Here is a 23,249-nt window from a genome sequence, read left to right as displayed (position 1 = left end):
GTTTTTCGTGGGAGCGGCTTCAGCCGCGATCCACAGCTGGTCGCGGCTGAAGCCGCTCCTGCAGGGATGGATCAGGCGTCGGCGGCGTGGTGGCGGTCGTGCCGGCCGAAGATGGTGGCGCCGGTGTCGGCCGGGCCCACCGCGTTGCGCAGGCTGGCGAACAGTTCGCGGCCCATGCCCACGTGGCTGGCGGAAAGATCCGCATGCACCTGCTCGCGCTTCGCCCATTCGGCCGGGTCCACCTTCGCCTCCAGCGTGCCGGCGATGGCGTCGAGCTTGATCAGGTCGCCGTCGCGCAGCTTGCCCAGCGGGCCGGCGTCGATCGCCTCGGGGGTGACGTGGATCGCCGCGGGAATCTTGCCGGAAGCGCCGGACATGCGGCCGTCGGTGACCAGCGCCACGCGGTGCCCGCGCGCCTGCAGCACACCCAGCGTGGGAGTGAGCTTGTGCAGCTCGGGCATGCCGATCGCCTTCGGCCCCTGGAAGCGCACCACGGCCACGAAATCGCGGTTGAGCTCGCCGCGCTCGAAGGCGGCCTGCACCTGGTTCTGGTCGTGGAAGATCACCGACGGCGCCTCGATCACCAGGCGGTCGCCCGGTACCGAGGACACCTTGATCACCGCGCGCCCGAGGTTGCCCTGCAGCACGCGCAGGCCGCCGTCGGCGCGGAACGGCTCCGTGGCCGGGCGCAGCACGTCGAGGTTGCCGCTGGCGGTCACCTCGGTCCACGCCAGCTTGCCGGCCGCATCCAGCGCCGGCATCTTGCGGTAGGCGTCGAGCCCCTTGCCCCACACCGTGTGCGCGTCGCCGTGCAGCAGCCCGGCGTCGATCAGCGAGCCGATCAGGAACGGCATGCCGCCCGCCTGGTGGAAGTGGTTCACGTCGGCGGAGCCGTTCGGATACACGCGGGCCATCAGCGGCACCACGCCGGACAGCGCGTCGAAATCCTCCAGCGTGAGGACGATGCCGGCCGCGTGGGCCATCGCCACCAGGTGCAGCAGGTGGTTGGTGGAGCCGCCGGTGGCGTGCAGGCCGACCACGCCGTTGACCACGCTGCGCTCGTCAAACATGCGGCCCAGCGGGGTGTAGTCGTCGCCCAGCGCGGTGAGCGCCGCGGCGCGGCGCACCGCGGCCTCGGTGAGCGCCTCGCGCAGCGGCGTGTTCGGATTGACGAAGCTGGCGCCCGGCAGGTGCAGGCCCATGATCTCCATCAGCATCTGGTTGGAGTTGGCGGTGCCGTAGAACGTGCAGGTGCCGGGCGCGTGGTAGGACGCCGCCTCGGCTTCCAGCAGTTCCTCGCGCGTGGCCTTGCCCTCGGCGTGGCGCTGGCGCACCGCGGTCTTGGCGTCGTTGCTGATGCCGCTGGGCATCGGTCCCGCCGGCACGAACACCGCGGGCAGGTGGCCGAAGCTCAGCGCGCCGATCATCAGGCCAGGCACGATCTTGTCGCAGATGCCGAGGAACAGCGCGGCGTCGAACATGTCGTGCGACAGCGACACCGCGGTGGCCATCGCGATCACTTCGCGCGAGAACAGCGAAAGCTCCATGCCGGCGCGGCCCTGCGTGACGCCGTCGCACATCGCCGGCACGCCGCCCGCCACCTGGGCGGTGACGCCGGCCTCGCGCGCCGCGCGGCGGATCAGCTCGGGGTAGCGCTCGTAGGGCTGGTGCGCCGAGAGCATGTCGTTGTACGCGGTGACGATGCCGAGGTTGGGTGCCTGGCCGCTGCGCAATGCCGCCTTGTCCTCGGCGCCGCAGGCGGCGAAGCCGTGCGCGAGGTTGCCACAGGACAACCGGGCGCGGTGCGGGCCTTGGCGATGCGCGGCGTCGATGCGCGCGAGGTAGGCGCTGCGCGAGGCGCGGCTGCGTTCGGCGATGCGGGCGGTGACTTCGGCGAGGATGGGGTGCAGGGTCATGACACGGTTCCGACGATCAGTGGGCGGAGCGGGAAGCGGGCCATGGATGGCCCGCCCGCGTCACAGGCGCTACGCGCTTGTGACGGCGGAGTCCTTGCCGGGCTTGGCCCGGCAAGGGCGAGCCAAAAACGGGCAGGAGCCCGTTTTTGGCATCAGGCACGGCGCTCTGGCTTTGATGCCTGCCGTGCTTGCGGCGGACCGGTTTGGGCCGAGCCCGTCGAAAAGCAAACGCCTTTACCTGAGCCTCTCGCGGGCTGTCCTGCCCGCGAAAGGCTCGGCCAGCCCGGCTGCGCCGGTCTGGCCTCCGTCGGGCAACGATGAGGCCGTTGCCCGACGAGCGGCCCATCCGTGGGCCGAGGTGTCCGAGTCCGGCTCAGCCGGTCAAGGACACCAGTACACCGCCAGCGGCACGCGATCCTGCTGCACCACGGCGCGCACCGGATAGTTCTTCGCATCCGCCAGCCCCAGCCGCACGTCGGCCAGCAGGTCGCGCTTCTTCTCGCCGGTCACCAGCAGGTACAGCGCGCGGGTGTCCAGCAGCACGGGCAGGGTGAGCGTGATGCGCGGCTCGCCGGCGCCGGGCGCCTGCATCGGCAACACCTTCGCCGCGCCGTGCGGATCCAGCGCCTCGGCAAGGCGGTCGCCGCCGGGGAAGAACGAGGCGGTATGGCCGTCCTCGCCCATGCCAAGCACCACCACGTCGAACGGTGCGGGCAGCGCGGCGATGCGCGCCTCGGCCTCGGCCAATCCCGCTTCCGGCGTCGGGGCGCCGGTATACAGCGGCACGAAGCGGGCGGCGCCGGCGGCGTTCTGCAGCAAGGTGGTTTCCACCAGCTTCGCGTTGGAGCGCGCGTCGCTGTCCGGCACCCAGCGTTCGTCTACCAGGGTGACCGTGACCTGCGCCCAGTCCAGCGCCTCGCGCGACAGCCGCGCGAAGAATTCCCTCGGCGTGCTGCCGCCGGAGACCGCGATCACGGCCCGGCCGCGCGCCGCGACCGCCTCGCGCAACTGCGCGGCGACGCGTTCGGCCAACGCCACTGCCTGGGCGCTGCAATTCGTGAAGCTGTGCGTGGTGACGTTCGGCATCGCGCGTGTCCGCTTATTCGTTGTCTTCGTGCCAGGTGCGGCCGTCGCGCTCGATCAGCGCCACCGCGGCGCTGGGGCCCCAGCTGCCGGCGGCGTAGGGGCGCGGCGCCTCGTTCCCTTCGGCCCACGCGGCAAGGATGGGATCGGCCCAGCGCCATGCCGCCTCCACCTCGTCGCGGCGCATGAACAAGGTGGGGTTGCCGCGCACCACGTCGAGCAGCAGGCGCTCGTAGGCGTCGGGCTGGGCCACGCCGAAGGCCTCGGCGAAGCTCATGTCCAGCGGCACGTAGCGCAGGCGCAGGCCGCCGGGGCCGGGGTCCTTGATGGTGAGCCACAGCTTCACGCCCTCGTCGGGCTGCAGGCGCAGCACCAGGCGGTTCTGCGCCAGCGGGCCGGCGCCGGCGCCGAAGATCGAATGGGGCACCGGCTTGAACGCCACCACGATCTCGGACACGCGCTCGGGCAGGCGCTTGCCGGTGCGCAGGTAGAACGGCACGCCGGCCCAACGCCAGTTCTCGATCTCGGCCTTCAGCGCCACGAAGGTCTCGGTGTCCGACTTCGCGCCATCCAGCTCGTCCGGGTAGCCCGGCACCGCCTGGCCTTCGGCCACGCCGGCGCGGTACTGGCCGCGCACGGTGAGCTGGCTGGCGTTGCCGCCGTCGATGCGCTTGAGCGAGCGCAGCACCTTGAGCTTCTCGTCGCGCACCGCGTCGGGCGACAGCGAGGACGGCGGCTCCATCGCCACCATGCACAGCAGCTGCAGCAGGTGGTTCTGCACCATGTCGCGCAGCGCACCGGCGCGGTCGTAGTAGCCGGCGCGGCGGCCCAGCCCCAGCGTCTCGGCCACGGTGATCTGCACGTGGTCGATGTGGCTGGCGTTCCACAGCGGTTCGAACAGTGCGTTGCCGAAGCGCAGCGCCAGCAGGTTCTGCACCGTTTCCTTGCCGAGGTAATGATCGATGCGGTACGTCTGCGACTCGGCGAACACCTGGCCGACGGCGTCGTTGATCCGGTTTGCGCTGGCGAGGTCGCGGCCGATGGGTTTTTCCAGCACCACGCGCGAGTGCTCGCCGTTCAGGCCGTACTGGCCGAGCCGGCGGCAGATGTCCTCGAACAGCTCGGGCGAGGTGGACAGATAGAACACGCGGATGTGATCCGGCTGTTCGCCGATCAGCGCGGCGAACGCATCCCAGCCCTCGTCCTTGCGCGCATCCAGCGGGCGGTAGCCCACCAGCTGCAGGAAGGCGTCCAGCCGGGCGGGATCGGCACCGTTGCCGGTCAGCGAATCGCGCAGCTGGGCGCGGTAGCCGGCGTCGTCCAGCGGCTCGCGGGCCACGCCGATGATGCGGCTGCCGGCCGGGATCTGGCCGTCGGCATAGCGATGGAACAGCGCCGGCAGCAGCTTGCGCAGGGCGAGATCGCCGGTGCCGCCGAAGATCACCAGGTCGAAGCTGTCGACCTTCTGGAAAGTAGCCGTCACGCAAGCACCTCGATACGGGGGAGACGGGCAGGCCGGAGGGGGTTCGGCCCGTGGCGTGACGATAGTACCAGTGGAATACCAGGGCAAGCACCTTCATGCATACGAATTCATGGAGTTCATGCACGCGCCGCGCTGGCGCCTGACTTCGCCACCCCTTGTCCAGGGCGCGTGGCATGGTCGGAACGGGGTACTTTGGCGTGATCCGTGACACGGGGATGCGTCCCGTCCCCGCCTCCTCCCGCAGGCACCAGGCGCGGGGCAGCCGGCAGGACGACCGATATGGACGTCCGGACCACTTGCGGCCAATGGTTTGCTATTGGTATCTTCTTGGCATGGAAACCGTCCTCGCCCGCGAATACCGCCGCATCTGCCGCGACCCCACCAGCCACCAGCCGCTGGCCTACCTGCGGCTGCGCCGCGCGATCCGCAACGTGGTCGAGCACCGCGACATCGAGCCGGGCCAGGCGCTGCCCAGCGAGCGCGACCTGTCGCAGGCGCTGAAGCTGTCGCGGGTCACCGTGCGCAAGGCGATCGCCGGCCTGGTCGAGGAAGGCCTGCTCACCCAGCGCCACGGCGCCGGCACCTTCATCGCCGAGCGCATCGTCAAGCCGATGTCGCGGCTGTCCAGCTTCACCGAGGACCTGCGCGACCGCGGCCTGCACCCGCGCTCGGAGTTCTTCGAGCGCAGCGTGGGCGAGGTGACGCCGGAAGAGGCGATGGCGATGAACCTCTCGCCCGGCTCGCTGGTGGCGCGGCTGCACCGCGTGCGCTACGGCCAGGACGAGCCGCTGGCGATCGAGCGCAGTGTGGTGCCGGCCAGCGTGCTGCCCGATCCGATGGTGGTGCGCGACTCGCTGTACGAGGTGCTGGAGACGCTGGGCTGCCGCCCGAAGCGCGCGCTGCAGCGCCTGCGCGCGGTGTCCCTGGGCGCGCAGCACGCGCGCCTGCTGCACGTGGCCGCCGGCAGCGCCGGGCTCAACATCGAGCGGCGCAGCTTCCTCGACGACGGCCGCGTGGTCGAGTTCACCTGCTCCTGGTACCGCGGCGACATCTACGACTTCGTGGCCGAGCTGCACGCCGACTGATCCACCGCCGCGCCGCGGCGTTCCCCACCGACACGAGAAACGCGATGCACGCCAGCGACACCTTGATGTTCCGCGAAGCGCACGAATCCGCCGACGTGGTGGCGCGCCAGTTCGCCGCCAACGAGCGCGTCGTGGGCGAACTCGCCGCCGCGCTGCGCGGGCAGCCGCCGCGCTTCATCGTCACCTGCGCGCGCGGCAGCTCCGACCATGCCGCCGCCTACGCCAAGTACGTGTTCGAGACCCAGCTCGGCATCGTCACCGCCTCGGCCTCGCCCTCGGTCACCTCGGTATACGCGGCGCCGCAACAATGGGAAGGCGCGCTGTTCATCGCGATCTCGCAGTCCGGCAAGAGCCCCGACCTGGTGCGCAACGCGCAGGCCGCGAAGACCGCCGGCGCGCGCGTGGTGGCGATGGTCAACGTGGAGGACTCCCCGCTGGCGACGGTCGCCGACACCGTGATCCCGCTGCACGCCGGCCCCGAGCGCAGCGTGGCAGCCACCAAAAGCTACCTCGCCGCGCTGGCCGCGATCCTGCACCTGTGCGCGCGCTGGCACGGCGATGCGAAGCTGGCTGCCGCGCTGGAAGCACTGCCCGGCGCGTTGCGCGCGGGCTGGGACGCGGACTGGTCGGCCCTGGTCGACGGCCTTGCCGATGCGCACAACCTGTTCGTGGTGGGCCGCGGCTTCGGCTTCGCCGCCGCGCTGGAGGCGGCGCTGAAGTTCAAGGAAACCTGCGGCCTGCACGCCGAGGCGTTCAGCGCCGCCGAGGTGAAGCACGGCCCGATGGCCCTGGTCGGCCCCGACTTCCCGGTGCTGTGCTTCGCCCAGGACGACGACACCCTGGAAAGCACGCTGGCGGTGGCGCGTGAATTCCGCGGCCGCGGCGCCAACGTGCTGGTGGCGGCGCCGGGCAAGACCGGCGACGGCTTCCTGCCGTTGACCGCCGGCCTGCCCGCGCTGTGCACGCCGCTGCTCGCCATCCAGAGCTTCTACCGCGCCGCCAGCGTGCTGGCGCTGCGCCGCGGTTTCAATCCCGACGTGCCGCCGCATCTCAACAAGGTCACCGAGACGGTGTGAGCGACGGCCTGCGGCCGTCGCTCACACCAGATCCGCGGCCCACGGACGGGCCGCACGTCAGGCGCACGCAACGCGTGCGCCTGACGGAGTCCGGGCCAGCCGAAGGCAGGCCCGGGCGAGTCGTGGAAAGTGCAGGATGCACTTCCCACGGCATCGATAAAGGCTTTGGCTCGACCACGCCCCGCCATAGCGCAACACCCACTCCGTCGCACAGGCGCCGCCATGACCACCGCCCTCACCCACGCCCGCGTTCTCACCGCCCACGGTTGGCGCGACGATCTCGCCGTGCTGGTCGAAGGCGGGCGCATCGCCGCGCTGCTTCCGGAGGAGCATGCCGCCGTGCGCGAGGCGCAGGCCGAGGACCTGGCCGGCGCGCTGCTGGTACCGGGCTTCATCGACACCCAGGTGAACGGTGGCGGCGGCGCGCTGTTCAACGCGGCGCCCACGGCGGAGACGATACGCACGATCGGCGCCGCGCACCGCAGGTTCGGCACCACCGGCTTCCTGCCCACGCTGATCAGCGACGGCGTGGACGTGATGCGCGCCGCGCTGGACGCGGTGGAGCAGGCTTTCGACGAGGATGTGCCGGGACTGCTTGGCATCCACCTGGAAGGTCCGTGGCTCGCACCCGAGCGCAAGGGCGTGCACGATCCCCGGTGGTTCCATGTGCCGGGCGAGGCGGAACTCGCCATGCTGTGCGCGCCGCACCGCGGCGTGCGGCTGGTGACGCTGGCGCCAGAGCGCGTGCCGCACGAGGTGATCGCCCGGCTCGCCGCTGCGGGCGTCATCGTCAACGCGGGCCACACCGCCGCCGACCATGCCACTGTCCGCGCCGCGCTGGCCGCCGGCGTGCGCGGTTTCACCCACCTGTTCAACGCGATGACGCCGCTGGGCAGCCGCGAGCCCGGCGTGGTGGGTGCGGCGCTGGACGACCCCGGCAGCTGGTGCGGCATCATCGTCGACGGCCACCACGTACACCCGACCAGCTTGCGCAACGCCGTCGCCGCCAAGCCGCGCGGCAAGATGCTGCTGGTCACCGACGCCATGCCGCCGGTGGGCGCGGACGATCCCAGCTACGTGCTGAACGGCGAAACCATCGTCGCGAAGGACGGCATCTGCCAGACCGCAGGCGGCGTGCTCGCCGGCTCGGCGCTGGACATGGCTACAGCCGTGCGCAACAGCGTCGGGATGCTCGGCGTCCCGCTGGACGAGGCGGTGCGCATGGCCAGCACGTACCCCGCCGACTTCCTCGGCCTGTCGGCCAGCCACGGCCGCATCGCGGTGGGTTGCCGTGCCGACCTGGTGGCCATGGACGCCGCTTGCAACGTGCAGCGGAGCTGGATTGGCGGCAAGGCCGGCTGACGCACGCGGCTCGCCAAATGGCCGTCCATCGGCCGGATGCCGGCAGCCCGTTCCGGCAACCTGCTAGACTGCGCCCCGTTCAGGTGTCCCGAAGGCATTCGCCGGAGGGATGAAACGGGAAGCCGGTGCGTGGTCCATCCACCATGCCGGCGCTGCCCCCGCAACGGTAGGCGAGTCACGCGCGGCCATCCGCCACTGTGCTTCACGGCATGGGAAGGCGCCGCGCAGGATGCACCAGGCATCTGCTCGCAAGCCCGGAGACCGGCCCGGACATGACTGCTGGCTCGCGGTGGGCGAGGCCGGACAGACGCGTCCGGCGTTGCCGTGCCTGCCTGTTCACGCCTTTCCGTTTCCGCTTGCCGGCCCGTTGAACACGATGCGCCGCGCGGGTGTGCGGCCAAGGAACGAGACGTGAAGAAATCCCTGCTGGCCACGGCGCTGCTGTGCTGCCTCCCCGCCGCCCACGCCGCCGACCAGGACGACGCGAGCACGCTGAATCCGGTGGTCGTCACGGCCACCCGCACGCCGGTCACCGCCGACGATGCGCTGTCCTCGGTCAGCGTGATCACCCGTGCCGACATCGAGCGCCTGCAGCCGCTGTCGGTGCAGGACCTGCTCACCGGCCTGCCGGGCGTCAGCTTCGCCCAGAGCGGCGGCCTCGGCCAGCTCTCCACGCTGTTCCTGCGCGGCACCAACTCCACCCACACCCTGGTGCTGGTGGACGGCATCCGCATCGGTTCGGCCACCGCCGGCTTCGCCCGGCTGGAGCAGATCCCGGTGGAGCAGATCGAGCGCATCGAGATCGTGCGCGGCCCGCGCTCCAGCCTGTACGGTTCCGACGCGATCGGTGGCGTGATCCAGATCTTCACCCGCCACGGCCAGCCGAACGGCGGCACCGTGCCTTCGCTCAGCACCACGGTCGGCAGCCACGGCCTGGCCGGCGCCAGCGTGGGGTTGTCCGGCGGCGACGCGCACGCCTGGTACAACGCCAGCCTGGGTGGCCAGTACACCTCGGGTTTCCCCGCCTGCCGCATGGGCGCGGGCGAGGTGTTCGCCGGCTGCTTCGTCGACGATCCGCGCAACGACGCCTTCCGTGACTGGAACGGCGCCTTCAACGCCGGCTACCGCTGGGACAACGGCACCGAACTGGCCGGCGACTGGCTGCGCAGCAAGAGCTTCGTGGAATACGCCGGCAGCCCGTATGGCAGCAACCGTGCCGTGGACGAGCAGCGCGTGGCCGGCGCGCGGCTGAGCTTCTCGCCGCTGGAGTCGTGGAAGGTCACGCTGAACGCGGGGCAGAGCAAGGATCTGTCCACCACGTATTACCAAGGCAGCTACCTCGGCACCTACTACCCGCTGCAGCAGACCGGCTACGCCGACTCGCGGCGCAACCAGGCTTCGTGGCAGAACGACATCGCGCTGGCCGCGGACCAGCTGCTGACCGTGGGCGTGGACTGGCAGCAGGACCACGTGGACAGCAACACCGCCTACCTCGCCACCCGCCGCACCGACACCGGCGGCTTCGCGCAGTACCAGGGCACGTTCGGCCGCAACGAGCTGCAGGCCTCGGTGCGCCGCGACCACAATGGCCAGTTCGGCAACCACGACACCGGCGCGCTGGCCTGGGGCCATGCGTTCGACCACGGCCTGCGCATCAGCGCCAGCTACGGCTCCGCGTTCCACGCGCCGACCTTCAACGATCTGTATTTCCCGCCGTTCTTCGGCACGCCGTCGGCCAACCCGCAGCTGCGGCCGGAAACCTCGCACAGCAGCGAGCTGGGCGTGCAGCAGCAGCTGGCCGGCTGGCACTGGGCGGTGAACGCCTACGAGACGCGCATCGACCGGATGATCGTGCTCGACCCGGCGCGCAACTACGTGCCGTTCAACCTCAGCCGCGCGCGCATCCGCGGCGTGGAAGGCCAGCTCGGCGCCACCGTGGCAGGCTGGCAGCTGCAGGGCTACCTCACGCTGCAGCAGCCGGAGAACGACGACGGCGGCGCCAACAACGGCAACGTGCTGCCGCGCCGTCCGGAGCGCACCGCGCGCATCGATCTCGACCGCCGCTTCGGCGCGTTCGGCGTGGGCGGCAGCTGGTACGCCGCGGGCCGCAGCTACGACGACGTGGCCAACCTGCACCCGCTGGGCGGCTACAGCACGCTGGCGCTGCGTGCGAGCTGGCGGTTCGCGCCGGACTGGCAGATCGAGGGCCGCCTCGCCAACGCGTTCGACCACCGCTACGAGACGGTCTGGTACTACAACCAGCCCGGCCGTACCTGGTCGCTGACGCTGCGCTACAGTCCCGCGGCGCACTGAGCCGCGGAAACCGCGAATGCGGCAGGCCAGGGCAGGCCGCTCGCCGCAGGAAGCACGCGCCCCTGTCGCGCGTGCTGACCCGGCCGGCAGCGGAGCATGCCGCCGGCGCCGTACAGGGACGGGGATGAGGCACGAACAGGGACGTTCACCCCTGCCTTTCGACAGGGGCCGTCTTCAGGCACATACGCGGCGGCGGCGTGCGGTGCATAAAAGGCGCATGACCGCCGCACCCATGCCGTCTCCTGCCGTGCGCGTCCGCCCGTTATGCTGGCGCGCCACGGAGGACACGTGAACATCTTCGCGCCCATGATCCGCCGACCCATCGGCACGGTGCTGCTGGCCTTCGGGCTGGCGCTGGCCGGCGCGTGGGCGTACCTGCTGCTGGGCGTGGCGGCGTTCCCGGCGATGGAATTCCCGTTCATGGGAGTGAACGCGCAACTGCCCGGCGCCAGCGCCCAGGTGATGGCGGCCACCGTGGTGGCGCCGCTGGAGCGGCACCTGGGCCGCATCCCAGGCGTGCAGCACATCAGCTCCACCGCTACCGAGGGCGGAGCCCAGATCGGCCTGGAGCTCGACTTCGGCCGCAATCCGGACCAGGTCGCGCACGACGTGCAGGCGGCGATCAACGCGGCGATCCCGGACCTGCCCACCGACATGCCCAGCCCGCCGAGCTACTTCAAGGCAAACAGCTCGCAGATCCCCATCCTGCTGGTGGCGTTGACCTCGACCAGCCTGCCGCCGGACAAGCTCTACGACCTCATCGACACGGTGCTGAAGCCGGCGGTGGCGCAGATTCCCGGCGTGGCCCAGGTGCAGGTGGGCGGCGGCACGCCGCACGCGGTGCGGGTGGCGCTGAACACCGCCGCGCTGGCGCACGCCGGGATCACCGCGAACGACGTGGCGAACGCGCTGCGCGCGGCGAACGTCACCTCGCCGCAGGGCGTGATCGGCAACGACGCCACCCAGCTCACGGTGACCGCGAACGATGCGCTGCACACCGCGCAGGACTTCGCCGGCCTGGTGATCGCCAGCCACAACGGCGTGCCGATCCGGCTGTCCGACGTCGCCACCGTCACCAACGGCCAGCAGAACCAGTACACCGCGGCATGGTTCAACGAGCAGCGCGCGGTGGTGCTGCAGATCACCAAGCGCACGGACGCCAACGCGGTGGCCACGGTGGAGGCGATCCGTGCCCGCCTGCCCGAGCTGCGCGGCCTGCTGCCCGCCGATGTCAGGATCACCCCGATCTTCGATCTCACGCCCACCACGATGTCGGCGCTGCACGAGGTGGAGGTGGCGCTGCTGGTGGGCATCGTGATGGTGGCGCTGGTGATGCTGGTGTTCCTGCGCCGTGCGCGGCCCACCGTGATCGCGATGTTCAGCATCCCGCTGTCGCTGGCCGGCGCGCTGGTGGTGATGTGGATGCTGGGTTTCACGCTCAACATCTTCTCGCTGGTGGCGCTGGTGCTGTGCGTGGGTTTCGTGGTGGACGACGCGATCGTGGTGATCGAGAACATCGTGCGCCACATGGAGCAGGGCAAGCCGGCGCTGGAGGCGGCGCTGACGGGCGTGCGCGAGATCGGCTTCACGGTGATCTCGATCACCTTGTCGCTGATCGCGGTGTTCGGGCCGATGGTGTTCGGCAACAACATGTTCACCCTGCTGATGCGCGAGTTCTCGGTGACGCTGATCGCGACGATCGTGATCTCGGCGCTGGTGTCGCTCACCCTGACGCCGGCGCTGTGCGGCAGCTGGCTGGCGCATGACGACGCGGTGGCCGCGCGTACGCCGGGCCGGCTGGAGCGCTGGGCCGAGCGCTTCGACCGCTGGATGCTGCGGATCTACGAGCGTGGGCTGGACTGGGCGATGCGGCACCGCCGGCTGATGCGCTGGCAGCCGCCGATCCTGCTGGTGCTGACGATCGTGCTGGCGGTGCTGGTGGGCATGACCGCCGGCGGCGGCATCATGCCCAAGGAGGATACCGGGCTGATCCGCGCGCATGTCACCGCCGACGCGAACATCTCGCCCACCCTGATGATGAAGCGCACGCGGCAGATCGTGCAGAAGATCCATGCCGATCCCGCGGTGGCCGACGTGACCGCCTTCTACGGTAGCGGCAACAACGGCCTGACCGGCAACGAGTCACGCATGTTCATCGACCTCAAGCCGCTGGGCAATGCGCCGGGCGAGCGCCGCGACAGCGCGCAGCAGGTGGTGGACCGGCTGAACCGGCAGTTCAAGCCGCTGGCCGACCTGGACGTGACGTTGACCACGGTGCAGTTCATCAACATGGGCTCCGGCGGCAACGGCCAGGGCCAGTACAGCTTCAACCTGATCAGCACCAGCGGCGCGTCGCTGCAGCAGCCCACGCTGGCGCTGGCCAAGGTGATGCGCGGGATGAAACAGTTCCGCGATGTCACCACCAGCTTCGACAGCATCGGCAAGCAGCAAATGCTGGAAGTCGACCGCGCCGCGGCCGCGCGCCTGCAGGTCAGCATGGGCGCGATCGACGATGCGCTGAACAAGTCCTTCGGCCAGAGCCCGGTGTCGACGATCTACTCGGACATCAACCAGTACTACGTGGTGCTCACCTCCGACCGCGCCGACACGCTGAGCCCTGACACTTTGCTCAATACCTACGTGCGCAGCGCGCAGGGCAAGATGATCTCGCTGTCGGCGGTGGCGCGCATTCGCCCGCATATCGCGCCGGTCAGCGTGGAGCACTACGACCAGGTGGAGTCGTCCTCGATCAGCTACAACCTCACCAAGGGCGTGACCCAGGCCGAGGGCCTGCAGCGGGTGAGCCAGGCGATCTTCGCCGCGCACCTGCCGGATGGCGTGCAGAAGCAGTACACCGGGGAGAACCGGGATCTGCTCGAGGCGCTGAGCAACGCGCTTTTGCTGCTGTTCGCGGTGATCGGCGCGATGTACGTGGTGCTGGGCATCCTGTACGAGAGCCTGATCCACCCGCTGACCATCATCTCCACCCTGCCCGCCGCCGGCATGGGCGCCTTCCTGGCGATGCTGGCGACGCACACCCAGCTCACCACGATGTCGGTGATCGCGGTGCTGATGCTGATCGGCATCGTGAAGAAGAACGCGATCCTGATGGTGGACTTCGCACTGGTCGCCGAGCGCGAACACGGCTTGGACCCGGTCGCGGCGATCCGCGAGGCGGCGCTGGTGCGCTTCCGCCCGATCACCATGACCACCCTGGTGGCGATGGGTGCGGCGCTGCCGCTGGCGGTGGGGTTCGGCGCGGGTTCGGAGATGCGCCAGCCGCTGGGCATCGCGATCCTGGGCGGTCTGTTCGTGTCGCAGCTGCTGACCCTGCTGAGCACGCCGGCGATCTACCTGTGGCAGCACGACCGCCGCGAGCGCAAGGCGAAGCGACGCGCGCTGCGCGAGGAGGCCCGCCGCCAGCGCGCACTGGCGCGGCAACTGCCGGCGCTGCCGAAGTAGGTGGCCGCCATCCCCTGCCTTCCGACAGGGGGCGTCTTCAGGCACATACGCCGCCACGCCGGGTCGGGCATAAAGGGCGCCTGACCGGGAACTGTTCCGTGCCGCCGTCGGTCGCGTGTGTGCTCCCGCTATGCTGAGAGGCTGTCCCATGTCTCCGCGTGGCTCGCGGAGACATGGGACAGACCCTTGCGCGCCACGGAGGACACGTGAACATCTTCGCCCCCATGATCCGCCGGCCCGTCGGCACCGCGCTGCTGGCGATCGGCCTGTCCATCGCCGGCTTCTGCGCCTACCTGCTGCTGGGCGTGGCGGCGCTGCCGTCGATCGAATTCCCCGGCGTGGGCGTGCAGGCCGCGGTGCCCGGCGCCAGCGCGCAGGTGATGGCAAATACCGTGCTTTCGCCGCTGGAGCGGCACCTGGGGCGCATCCCCGGCGTGCGGATGATGTTCGGCAACGCCACCGAAGGTTCGGCGCAGATCCAGATCATGTTCGACATGAGCCGCAGCGCGGACCAGGCGGCGCGCGACGTGCAGCAGGCGATCAACGCCGCGCAGCCGGACCTGCCCACCGGCATGCTGCCGCCGCAGTATTTCAAGTTCGACACCTCGCAGATCCCCATCCTGTTGGTCACGCTGACCTCGACCAGCCTGCCGCCGGACAAGCTCTACGACCTCACCGACACTCTGCTGAAGCCGGCGGTGGCGCAGATCCCCGGCGTGGCCCAGGTCGGCGTGGGCGGCGGCACGCCGCACGCGGTGCGGGTGGCGCTGAACAGCGCCGCGCTGGCGCACGCCGGGATCACTGCGAACGACGTGGCGAACGCGCTGCGCGCGGCGAACGTCACCTCGCCACAGGGTGCGATCAGCAACGGCAGCACCCAGATGACGGTGACCGCGAACGACGCGCTGCACAGCGTGCAGGACTTCGCCGGCCTGGTGATCGCCAGCCACAACGGCGTGCCGATCCGCCTGTCCGACGTCGCCACCGTCACGGGCGGCCAAGAGGACAAGTACGCCGCGGCCTGGTTCAACAGCCAGCGTGCCGTGCTGATGCAGATCAACAAGCGTGCGGACGCCAACTCGGTGGCCACGGTGCAGGCGATCCTGGCCCGCCTGCCCGAGCTGCGCAGCCTGCTGCCCGCCGACGTGCAGATCCATCCGGTGTTCGACCTCACCGGCACCACCAGGTCGGCGCTGCACGAGGTGGAAGTGGCGCTGATGATGGGCATCGTGATGGTGGCGCTGGTGATGCTGGTGTTCCTGCGCCGGGTACGGCCCACCGTGATCGCGATGTTCAGCATCCCGTTGTCGCTGGCCGGCGCCTTCGTGCTGATGTGGGTGATGGGCTTCACCCTCAACATCCTGTCGCTGGTGGCGCTGGTGCTGTGCGTGGGCTTCGTGGTGGATGACGCGATCGTGGTGATCGAGAACATCGTGCGCCACATGGAGCAGGGCAAGCCGGCGCTGGAGGCGGCGCTGACGGGCGTGCGCGAGATCGGCTTCACGGTGATCTCGATCACCTTGTCGCTGATCGCGGTGTTCGGGCCGATGGTGTTCGGCAACAACATGTTCACCCTGCTGATGCGCGAGTTCTCGGTGACGCTGATCGCGACGATCGTGATCTCGGCGCTGGTGTCGCTCACCCTGACGCCGGCGCTGTGCGGCAGCTGGCTGGCGCATGACGACGCGGTGGCCGCGCGTACGCCGGGCCGGCTGGAGCGCTGGGCCGAGCGCTTCGACCGCTGGATGCTGCGGATCTACGAGCGTGGGCTGGACTGGGCGATGCGGCACCGCCGGCTGATGCGCTGGCAGCCGCCGATCCTGCTGGTGCTGACGATCGTGCTGGCCGTGCTGGTGGGCATGACCGCCGGCGGCGGCCTGATGCCGAAGGAAGACATCGGCCTGTTGGCTGCGCAGATCAGTGCCGATGCGAACATCTCGCCTACCCTGATGGCCAGGCGCACCCGCGACGTGACGGCGGCGATCCAGGCCGACGCGGACGTGCTCGACATCACCACCATCCTGGGCGGCAACAACAACGGCGGCGCCGTCGGCAACCATTCCACCCTGTTCATCGACCTGAAGCCGCGCGGCGACAAGCCCGGCGAGCGCCATGACACCGCGCAGCAGGTGGTCGAGCGCCTCACCAGGCAATTCAAGGACCTGCCCGACCTGAACGTGTCGCTGACCCCGGTGCAGTTCCTCGGCGGTGGCGGTGGCGGCGGCGGTAGCAGCGGTCCGATGTTCTCGTTCCAGCTCACCAGCACCAACGGTACGTCGCTGCAGCAGCCCACGCTGGACGTGGCCCGGGTGATGCGCGGAATGAAGCAGTTCCGCGACGTCACCACGAGCTTCGACAGCATCGCCAAGCAGCAGATGCTGGAGGTGGACCGCGCCGCGGCCGCGCGCCTTCATCTGGGCATGAGCCAGGTCGACGACGCGCTGAACGACGCGTTCGGCCAGACGCCGGTGTCGGTGATCTATTCGGACATCAACCAGTACCAGGTGATCCTCACCTCGAACAAGGCCGACACGCTGAGCCCTGACGCCCTGCTCAACACCTACGTGCGCAACACGCAGGGCAAGATGATCCCGCTGTCGGCGGTGGCGCGCATCCGCCCGCACATCGCGCCGGTCTCCATCCAGCACTTCGACCAGATCGAGTCCTCGGCGGTCAGCTACAACCTCGCCAAGGGCGTGAACCAGATCGAGGCCATGAAGCTGGTGGACCAGGCGATCTACGCCGCGCACCTGCCGGACGGCGTGCAGAAGAAATACACCGGCCAGAACAAGGACATGCTCGATGCGCTGGTCAACTCGCTGCTGCTGCTACTCGCGGTGATCGGCGCGATGTACGTGGTGCTGGGCATCTTGTACGAGAGCCTGATCCACCCGCTGACCATCATCTCCACCCTGCCCGCCGCCGGCATGGGCGCCTTCCTGGCGATGCTGCTCACGCATACCCAGCTCACCGTGATGTCGGTGATCGCGGTGTTGATGCTGATCGGCATCGTGAAGAAGAACGCGATCCTGATGGTGGACTTCGCCCTGGTCGCCGAGCGCGAGCACGGCATGGATCCGCCCGCGGCGATCCGCGAGGCGGCGCTGGTGCGCTTCCGGCCGATCACCATGACCACCCTGGTGGCGATGGGTGCGGCGCTGCCGCTGGCGATCGGCTTCGGCGTGGGCTCGGAGATGCGCCAGCCGCTGGGCATCGCGATCCTGGGCGGCCTGTTCGTGTCGCAGCTGCTGACCTTGCTGAGCACGCCGGCGATCTACCTGTGGCAACACGACCGCCGCGAGCGCAAGGCGAAGCGACGCGCGCTGCGCGCGGAGATCCGCCGCCAGCGCACGCTCGCGCAGCAGATGCCGGCACTGCCGAAGTAACGCGCCGGCGCCGCGCACGGCCGACTCCAGGACCGGATTGCTGGAAGCCGACCGCCGCGCGCTGAACAAGCACTTCGCGGCACCGCAGCCCCGGCTTCGGCCGGGGCTTTCATGAGGCATGCACGGGCCTGCGTCGCATAGTCGACACGGGCGAAACCCAGTGTCTCCGGGCGGCGCCTACACCGGTCGAGCACGGATCATTTACAATACCGGGCGGTATAGTTCATGAATAACCACCGCTCCCGCAGGTCCACGTCATGCATCTCTCCCCACGTTTCCTCCGTCCCCTCGCGGCGACCGCCCTGGCGCTCGCCACCCTGCCGGCCGCCGCCGCCCAGGTCCAGCTGCAGGCCGGCCGCAGCTACATGGACAGCCGTGCCGCCAACACCGTTTTCGTCGAAAGCGTGTTTGCCGCGCACCCTATCGGCGACAGCGGGCTCCGCTGGGCACCCGATCTCTCGCTGGGCTGGATCAACGGCCGCGACATCGCGCGCTACCGCCATGCCCGCTATGCCACCAACGACGACATCTGGCTGGCCGCCGGCGGTGCGCGTCTCAGCGCGGGCGGCCCCGGCGACTGGTACAGCCATTTCTTCTACAGCTTCCAGTTCGCCCTGCACAGCGGCCGCACGCAGGCGCTGAGCAGCGCCTACGAGTTCGTGAACACGATCGGCTGGCAGTGGCATCACCTGAGTTTCCAGATCCGCCACATCTCCAATGCGAGGCTGCACGAGCCGAACCGCGGCGAGACGATGGCGCTGGTGGGCGTCGGCTTCGAGCTGTAGCCGGGCAACGCGGCGCTTGTCCACACGACAACGGCCCCAGGTGGGGCCGTTGTCGTGTGGAGCGTCGGAGCGTCAGTGGCCGCCGCCGGCCGGCCGTACCTTGGGCGCGAACGGTGGTTTGGCGAGGTAGATCACCACGATCAGGGCGATGAAGATCCAGCCGAGCACGTGGAACACCTCGTTGAAGGAGATCTGGAAGCTCTGCTGGGTGATCATGCCGTTGAGCACCTCGGCACCGCGCTGGGGGCTGCCCCGGCCGAACTGCTGCAGCGCCTCCTGCGCGGCCGGATTGTAGGGATTGATGTGCTCGGCCAGCTGCTCGTGGTGGGTCACCGCGCGGCGCGTCCACATCAAGGTGGTGATCGAAGCGGAGAAGCTGCCGCCCAGCGTGCGCAGGAAGGTGGCGAGGCCCGAGCCCGCGGCGATCTCGTTCGTCTGCAGGTCGGACAACAGGATGGTCAGCGTCGGCATGAAGAACAGCGCCACGCCCAGGCCCTGCCACAGCTGCACCATCGCCACGTGTTGGAAGTCGATCTGCAGGTAGAAGTTCGCGCGCATGAAGCAGGTCGCGCCCATCACCAGGAAGGACGCGGCGGCGAGCAGCCGCAGGTCCATGCGCGTGGCGTACTTGCCCACGAAGAAGGTCAGCAGCACGGGGATCACGCCCAACGGCGCGGTGGCGAAGCCCGCCCAGGTCGAGGTGTAGCCCAGGTTCTGCTGCAGCCACAGGGGCACCAGCAGCGCGATCGAGAAGAACGCGGCGTAGCCCAGCACCATCGCCATCGTGCCGGTGGTGAAGTTGCGGTGGCGGAACAGCTTGAGGTCGACGATGGGATCCTTGTCGGTGAGTTCCCAGATCAGGAACACCGCCAGCGCGATCGCCGAGACGATGCTGGTGATGACGATGAACTGTGAGTTGAACCAGTCCTCGTCGTTGCCCTTGTCCAGCACGACCTGCAGCGCACCCACGCCGATGATCAGGGTGATCAGGCCCACATAGTCCACCCGCGGCCGTTCGAGCTTCTCCAGCTTTTCGCGCAGCTGGTTCGCCACCACCACGCTGGCGAAGATGCCGATCGGCACGTTGATGAAGAAGATCCACGGCCAGGAATAGTTGTCGGTGATCCAGCCGCCGAGGATCGGCCCGGCGATCGGGGCCACCACCGTCACCATCGACAGCAGCGCCAGCGCCATGCCGCGCTTCTCCGGCGGATAGGTGCCGATCAGCAGGCTCTGCGTGACCGGATACATCGGCCCGGCCACCGCGCCCTGCAGCGCGCGGAACAGCAGCAGCATGCCCATGCTCTGCGATACGCCGCACATGAACGAAGTGAGCGAGAACAGCAGGGTGCACCATACGAACAGCTTCACCTCGCCGAAGCGGCGGGTCAGGAAGCCGGTCAGCGGCAGCGAGATCGCCATGCTCACCGCGAACGAGGTGATGACCCAGGTGCTCTGGTCGTTGCTTACGCCGAGGTTGCCGGCGATGGTCGGCAGCGACACGTTCGCGATGGTCGTGTCCAGCACCTGCATGAAGGTGGCCAGGGACAACCCGATCGTGGTGACGGCGAGATTCGGCGGACGGAAGTGGGTGCTCATGGAACCGTGTCGGTGGAGGAAGGGATTTCCCCTCCCCCTGCAGGCAGGGGGAGGCTGGGAGGGGAGTCACCCCGCTCCAACCCTCCCCTGCGCACAGGGGAGGGAGTCGGACCTCACTTCGAATTACCCGCCATGTTGGCGTGGATGATCTGCGCGATCAGCGCATCGGCCTTGTTCGCCTGCTGCTCGTACACGTCGGTGCTGAAGGCCGGCTGTGCCGGCGGCTGCTGCGCCAGCATCGGGCCGCTCTGGTCGTGCAGGTTCACCTCCACCGCGAGCGACATGCCGATGCGCAGCGGGTGCTGGTCGAGCTGCCGGGGATCGGTGAACACCACGCGCACAGGAATGCGCTGCACGATCTTGATCCAGTTGCCGGTGGCGTTCTGCGCCGGGAGCAGGGAAAACGCGCTGCCGGTGCCTATGCCGAGGCTGGACACCTTGCCCTGGTACTTCACCTTGCTGCCGTAGACGTCGGACTCGACCGTCACCGGCTGGCCGATGCGCATGTGGGTGAGCTGGGTTTCCTTGAAGTTGGCGTCGATCCATACCTGGTGCAGCGGCACCACCGCCATGAGCGGCGCGCCCGGCGCCACACGCTGGCCCAGCTGCACCGAGCGCATCGCCACGTAGCCGGTCACCGGCGCCACCAGGGTGGTGCGCTGGTCGTCCAGATACGCGGCGCGGAACTTCGCGGCGGCGGCCTGCACGTCGGGGTGCGAGGCGACCACGGTGTCGTCCACCAGCACCTTGCTGGTCTGGTACTGCTGCTGCGCGGCGACCAGGGCGCTCTGCGCGGCGGTCAATTCGTCGCGCGCGTGCGACAGTTCCTCGGCCGAGATCGCGCCGGACTTCGCCAGGCCGGTGCGGCGCTCGACGTCAGCCCTGGCCTTGGCCACCGCCGTCTCACGTGCGGCGACCAGCGCCTGCTGGCCGCTGACGCTGGAGTAGAGGCCACGCACCTTGCGCACGGTGGCGGCCAGGTTGGCCTTCGCCTCGGCCAGCGCCACGTCGGCATTGGACTTGTCGAGCTTCACCAGCACGTCGCCCTGCTTCACCAGGTCGCCGTCGTCGGCGCCGATGGTGACCACGGTGCCGGGGATCTGCGGGGTGAGCTGCACCACGTTGCCGCCCACGTAGGCGTCATCGGTGCCTTCGTACCAGCGGCCGTCGAGGAAGTACCACAGCGCCCACCCGATCGCGGCGAGCACCACGACCGCGGCGAGCGCGCGCAACAGGAAGCCGCGGCGCTTGTTGTTCTGCGTCGGCTGGACGGCCGGGGTGGCGGCCGCGGTGGGGTTGGGGCTGGACATGGGACTGCCTCAGGAATGATGTGCGGATGCGGGGGAAACGGATGCGGCGGTCGCCGGTGGCTGCTGGCCGTGCGTGGGGCGGTAACCGCCGCCGAGCGCCTGGATCAGCAGCACCGACTGATCGGATTGCTGCGCCTTGAGTGCGGCCATGCGCTGTTCGGCCACCAGCAACTGCTGGCGCACGCTGAGCGCTTCGAGGTAGCTGCCCACGCCGGCGCGGTAGCGCTGGTCGGCGAGTTGCCAGGCATCCTGCGCGGCGGCCAGCGCGCGCTGCTGTGCCGCGGCCTGCTGCTGCAGGGATTGCAGTGCGTCGACGTCGTCGGCCACCTCGTTGATCGCGCGTACCAGGGTCTGGTTGTACTGCGCCACCGCGAGGTCGTACTGCGCGTCCTTGCCGGACAGGTTGGCGCGCAGCCGGCCGCCGTCGAAAATCGGCAGGCTGACCGACGGCGCCACGCTGTAGAAGCGCGCGGGCAACTGGAACAAGTCCTCGCCGCCCACGGCGATCAGGCCGGCCATCACGCCCAGGTTGAGGTTGGGCAGGAACTCGGTTTTCGCGGCCTTGATGTCCTTGCCGGCGGCTTCCACGTGCCAGCGTGCGGCCACCAGGTCGGCGCGATGGCCGACCAGGTCTACCGGCAGGTCGGCCGGCACCGCGAGTGTGGCGGGTGCCAGCGGCTGCGGGCGTCCGATCTCGCGGCCACGGTCGGGACCCTTGCCGAGCAGCACCGACAGCGTCGACTGCGCGGCGTCGATCGCACGTGCGGCCACCGCCAGCTGCTCCTGGGCACTGGCCACTTCGGCATCGCCGCGGCGCAGCTGCATCCGGTTGTCGATGCCGGCGGCCACGCGCTGCGCGGTGAGCTTGCGCGATTCGTCGGCGCGCTGCAGCTCGGCCCTGGCCAGATCCTGCTGTGTGTACGCATAGCCCAGCTGCACGTAGGCGCGCGCCACGTTGGCCGAGAGCTCAATGCGCGCGGCGCGGGCGTCGACCTCGGCGGCGCGGACCTGGCCCACCGCCGCTTCCCAGGCGGCGCGCTTGCCGCCCCACAGGTCTATGTCCCACTTGAAGCTGCCGTAGACATACTTGGCCGGCGCCATGTGGCCGCTGCCCAGGCTGGGCACGGTGGTCGGGATGCGCGCCTCGGCCACGCTGCCGCCCACGTTGAGGCTGGGCTGGCGCGCGGCGTCGGCCATGCCCGCCATGGCCTGCGCCTGGCGCGTGCGTGCGTCGGCGATGGCCAGCGACGGATTGTCGGCCAGCGCCTCGCGGATCAGGGCGTCGAGCCGGGGATCGCCGAGGCCGGTCCACCAGTCGGCGGCGGGCCACGCCGCGCCGACCGGCACGGTCGCCAGGCTGTGCGAGGACTTCAGCGCGGATGGGGCTATCGGCGTGCCGTCCGGATGCAGGCCGCCGCTGCTGGCGCAACCGGCCAGCGCGAGGGTCAGTCCGACCGCTGCCGCAATGAGATGCAGACGCATGAGCTTTCGGTCTCGAAGCAGGTGAGGAGTGGAATCAGTCTTTGTTGCGCAGCGCGTGCAGCACGCGCTCCAGGTAGTCGTGCAGGCGGTGACGCTCTTCGTCGTCCAGCGAAGCCTGGGCGGCGGCCAGCACGTGTTCGTTGCAGCCGTTGAGCTGCCGCCACAACGCATCGCCTTCGTCGGTGAGCTCGATGCGCAGCGCGCGCCGGTCCTGCGCATGCGGACAGCGGCGCAGGTAGCCGCGGCGTTCGAGCTGGTCGAGCTGGCGGGTCATCGCGCCGCCGTCCAGCTCGACCGAGCGGGCGAGCTCGGTGGCACCCATCGGACCCTGCCGGGCCAGCCGCTTGAGTATCAGGAACTGGGTGAACTTCAGTTCCATGCCCTTGGCCGCGATCTCGGCCTCCATCGCGCGCACGATCTCGGCGCGCACCAGGCCCAGCAGGACGCCAAGGCTCTCGCGCGGGCTGGAAAAGGCGATGGACTCGGTGTTCATGGACGCGCATTCTATTGCCAAAAATATATTTGTCAAGGCAAATATGTGTGCGTCGAATTTTGTCCCGGCAAGATCAGCTCCGGCGCCGCCGGCGTGCCTCCAGTTCGTCGCGCAGCATCTCGGCCAGCGCAGGGTCGCGGATCGCGAACAGGTCGAACACGCCCAGCGCCTCCAGCGCGGGCAGCAGGGCGAGCAGTCGCGGCTCGGCTGCGCGCCGCACCGGCTCGGGCGTGGCCGGGTCCAGCATCAATTGCGCGTGGACCACGAAATCGGTCAGCGCATCGGTCTCCGCCAGCTCGCGGCTGGTGGCTTCGCCGTCGGTGATCAGCAACGACATGTCGCTCTCCTTTCTTCGCAACAGGGACGTGGGAGGTGGCCTCGACGTTACCGGCGGCACGGGCGGCGCTTCCATCC

General features: G+C 69.6%; 15 protein-coding genes and 1 riboswitch. Of the genes, 7 read left to right on the top strand and 8 right to left on the bottom strand.

Translation table 11 applies throughout. The features are described from left to right. Window positions 1–71: 71 nt before the first annotated feature. The 3 genes from edd to zwf all read right to left on the bottom strand — a co-directional run bounded on the left by edd (window position 72) and on the right by zwf (window position 4,482). Complete coding sequence (edd, locus tag AC2EWF_RS08175) at window positions 72–1,916, bottom strand: phosphogluconate dehydratase (RefSeq protein WP_483638862.1); 1,845 nt, start codon at window positions 1,914–1,916, stop codon at window positions 72–74. A gap of 381 nt (window positions 1,917–2,297) precedes the next feature. Further along, a complete protein-coding gene (gene pgl, locus AC2EWF_RS08170) occupies window positions 2,298–3,002 on the bottom strand; it encodes a 6-phosphogluconolactonase (protein WP_483638861.1) in 705 nt (234 codons plus the stop codon). Window positions 3,003–3,015: 13 nt separating this feature from the next. Continuing rightward, on the bottom strand, window positions 3,016–4,482 hold the full coding sequence (gene zwf / locus AC2EWF_RS08165) for a glucose-6-phosphate dehydrogenase (RefSeq protein WP_483638860.1): 1,467 nt from the start codon (window positions 4,480–4,482) through the stop codon (window positions 3,016–3,018). A gap of 332 nt (window positions 4,483–4,814) precedes the next feature. On the opposite strand from zwf, the gene AC2EWF_RS08160 reads away from it, so the two are divergent. The 7 genes from AC2EWF_RS08160 to AC2EWF_RS08130 all read left to right on the top strand — a co-directional run bounded on the left by AC2EWF_RS08160 (window position 4,815) and on the right by AC2EWF_RS08130 (window position 17,951). Beyond that, window positions 4,815–5,567 carry a GntR family transcriptional regulator gene (locus tag AC2EWF_RS08160; protein ID WP_483638859.1) on the top strand — a complete coding sequence of 251 codons (753 nt, stop codon included), beginning with the start codon at window positions 4,815–4,817 and terminating at the stop codon, window positions 5,565–5,567. A gap of 44 nt (window positions 5,568–5,611) precedes the next feature. Further along, entirely contained in the window at window positions 5,612–6,643 is a 1,032-nt protein-coding gene (locus tag AC2EWF_RS08155) for an SIS domain-containing protein (RefSeq protein WP_483638858.1), read from the top strand. Between the two features lie 222 nt (window positions 6,644–6,865). Further along, on the top strand, window positions 6,866–8,005 hold the full coding sequence (gene nagA, locus AC2EWF_RS08150) for an N-acetylglucosamine-6-phosphate deacetylase (protein WP_483638857.1): 1,140 nt from the start codon (window positions 6,866–6,868) through the stop codon (window positions 8,003–8,005). Window positions 8,006–8,069: 64 nt separating this feature from the next. Next, a riboswitch (cobalamin riboswitch) is annotated at window positions 8,070–8,289 on the top strand. Between the two features lie 127 nt (window positions 8,290–8,416). Next, window positions 8,417–10,318, top strand: coding sequence for a TonB-dependent vitamin B12 receptor (gene btuB, locus AC2EWF_RS08145; protein ID WP_483638856.1), 1,902 nt, complete (start codon window positions 8,417–8,419; stop codon window positions 10,316–10,318). Window positions 10,319–10,606: 288 nt separating this feature from the next. Beyond that, window positions 10,607–13,780 (top strand): efflux RND transporter permease subunit, encoded by a 3,174-nt coding sequence (locus AC2EWF_RS08140; protein WP_483638855.1) that lies wholly within the window; start codon window positions 10,607–10,609, stop codon window positions 13,778–13,780. A gap of 206 nt (window positions 13,781–13,986) precedes the next feature. Next, window positions 13,987–17,166, top strand: coding sequence for an efflux RND transporter permease subunit (locus AC2EWF_RS08135; protein WP_483638854.1), 3,180 nt, complete (start codon window positions 13,987–13,989; stop codon window positions 17,164–17,166). 257 nt (window positions 17,167–17,423) lie between these two features. Further along, the gene (locus AC2EWF_RS08130; RefSeq protein WP_483638853.1) at window positions 17,424–17,951 is read left to right on the top strand and encodes an acyloxyacyl hydrolase; all 528 of its coding nucleotides are present in this window, start codon (window positions 17,424–17,426) and stop codon (window positions 17,949–17,951) included. A gap of 72 nt (window positions 17,952–18,023) precedes the next feature. Here AC2EWF_RS08130 and AC2EWF_RS08125 read toward each other — a convergent pair whose 3' ends face one another. The 5 genes from AC2EWF_RS08125 to AC2EWF_RS08105 form a co-directional block, all read right to left on the bottom strand. Next, a complete protein-coding gene (locus tag AC2EWF_RS08125; protein ID WP_483638852.1) occupies window positions 18,024–19,550 on the bottom strand; it encodes a DHA2 family efflux MFS transporter permease subunit in 1,527 nt (508 codons plus the stop codon). Window positions 19,551–19,663: 113 nt separating this feature from the next. Further along, window positions 19,664–20,860, bottom strand: coding sequence for an EmrA/EmrK family multidrug efflux transporter periplasmic adaptor subunit (locus AC2EWF_RS08120; protein ID WP_483638851.1), 1,197 nt, complete (start codon window positions 20,858–20,860; stop codon window positions 19,664–19,666). Window positions 20,861–20,869: 9 nt separating this feature from the next. Next, window positions 20,870–22,342 (bottom strand): efflux transporter outer membrane subunit, encoded by a 1,473-nt coding sequence (locus AC2EWF_RS08115; protein WP_483638850.1) that lies wholly within the window; start codon window positions 22,340–22,342, stop codon window positions 20,870–20,872. Window positions 22,343–22,376: 34 nt separating this feature from the next. Beyond that, complete coding sequence (locus AC2EWF_RS08110; protein WP_483638849.1) at window positions 22,377–22,835, bottom strand: MarR family winged helix-turn-helix transcriptional regulator; 459 nt, start codon at window positions 22,833–22,835, stop codon at window positions 22,377–22,379. 73 nt (window positions 22,836–22,908) lie between these two features. Further along, window positions 22,909–23,172, bottom strand: a complete 264-nt coding sequence (locus AC2EWF_RS08105; RefSeq protein WP_483638848.1) for a hypothetical protein — start codon at window positions 23,170–23,172, stop codon at window positions 22,909–22,911. Window positions 23,173–23,249: the final 77 nt, after the last annotated feature.

Source organism: Rhodanobacter sp. sgz306013, from assembly GCF_057031145.1.
Note: the sequence above shows the minus strand (reverse complement) of the source record. Positions and strands in the feature narration are given on the sequence as shown.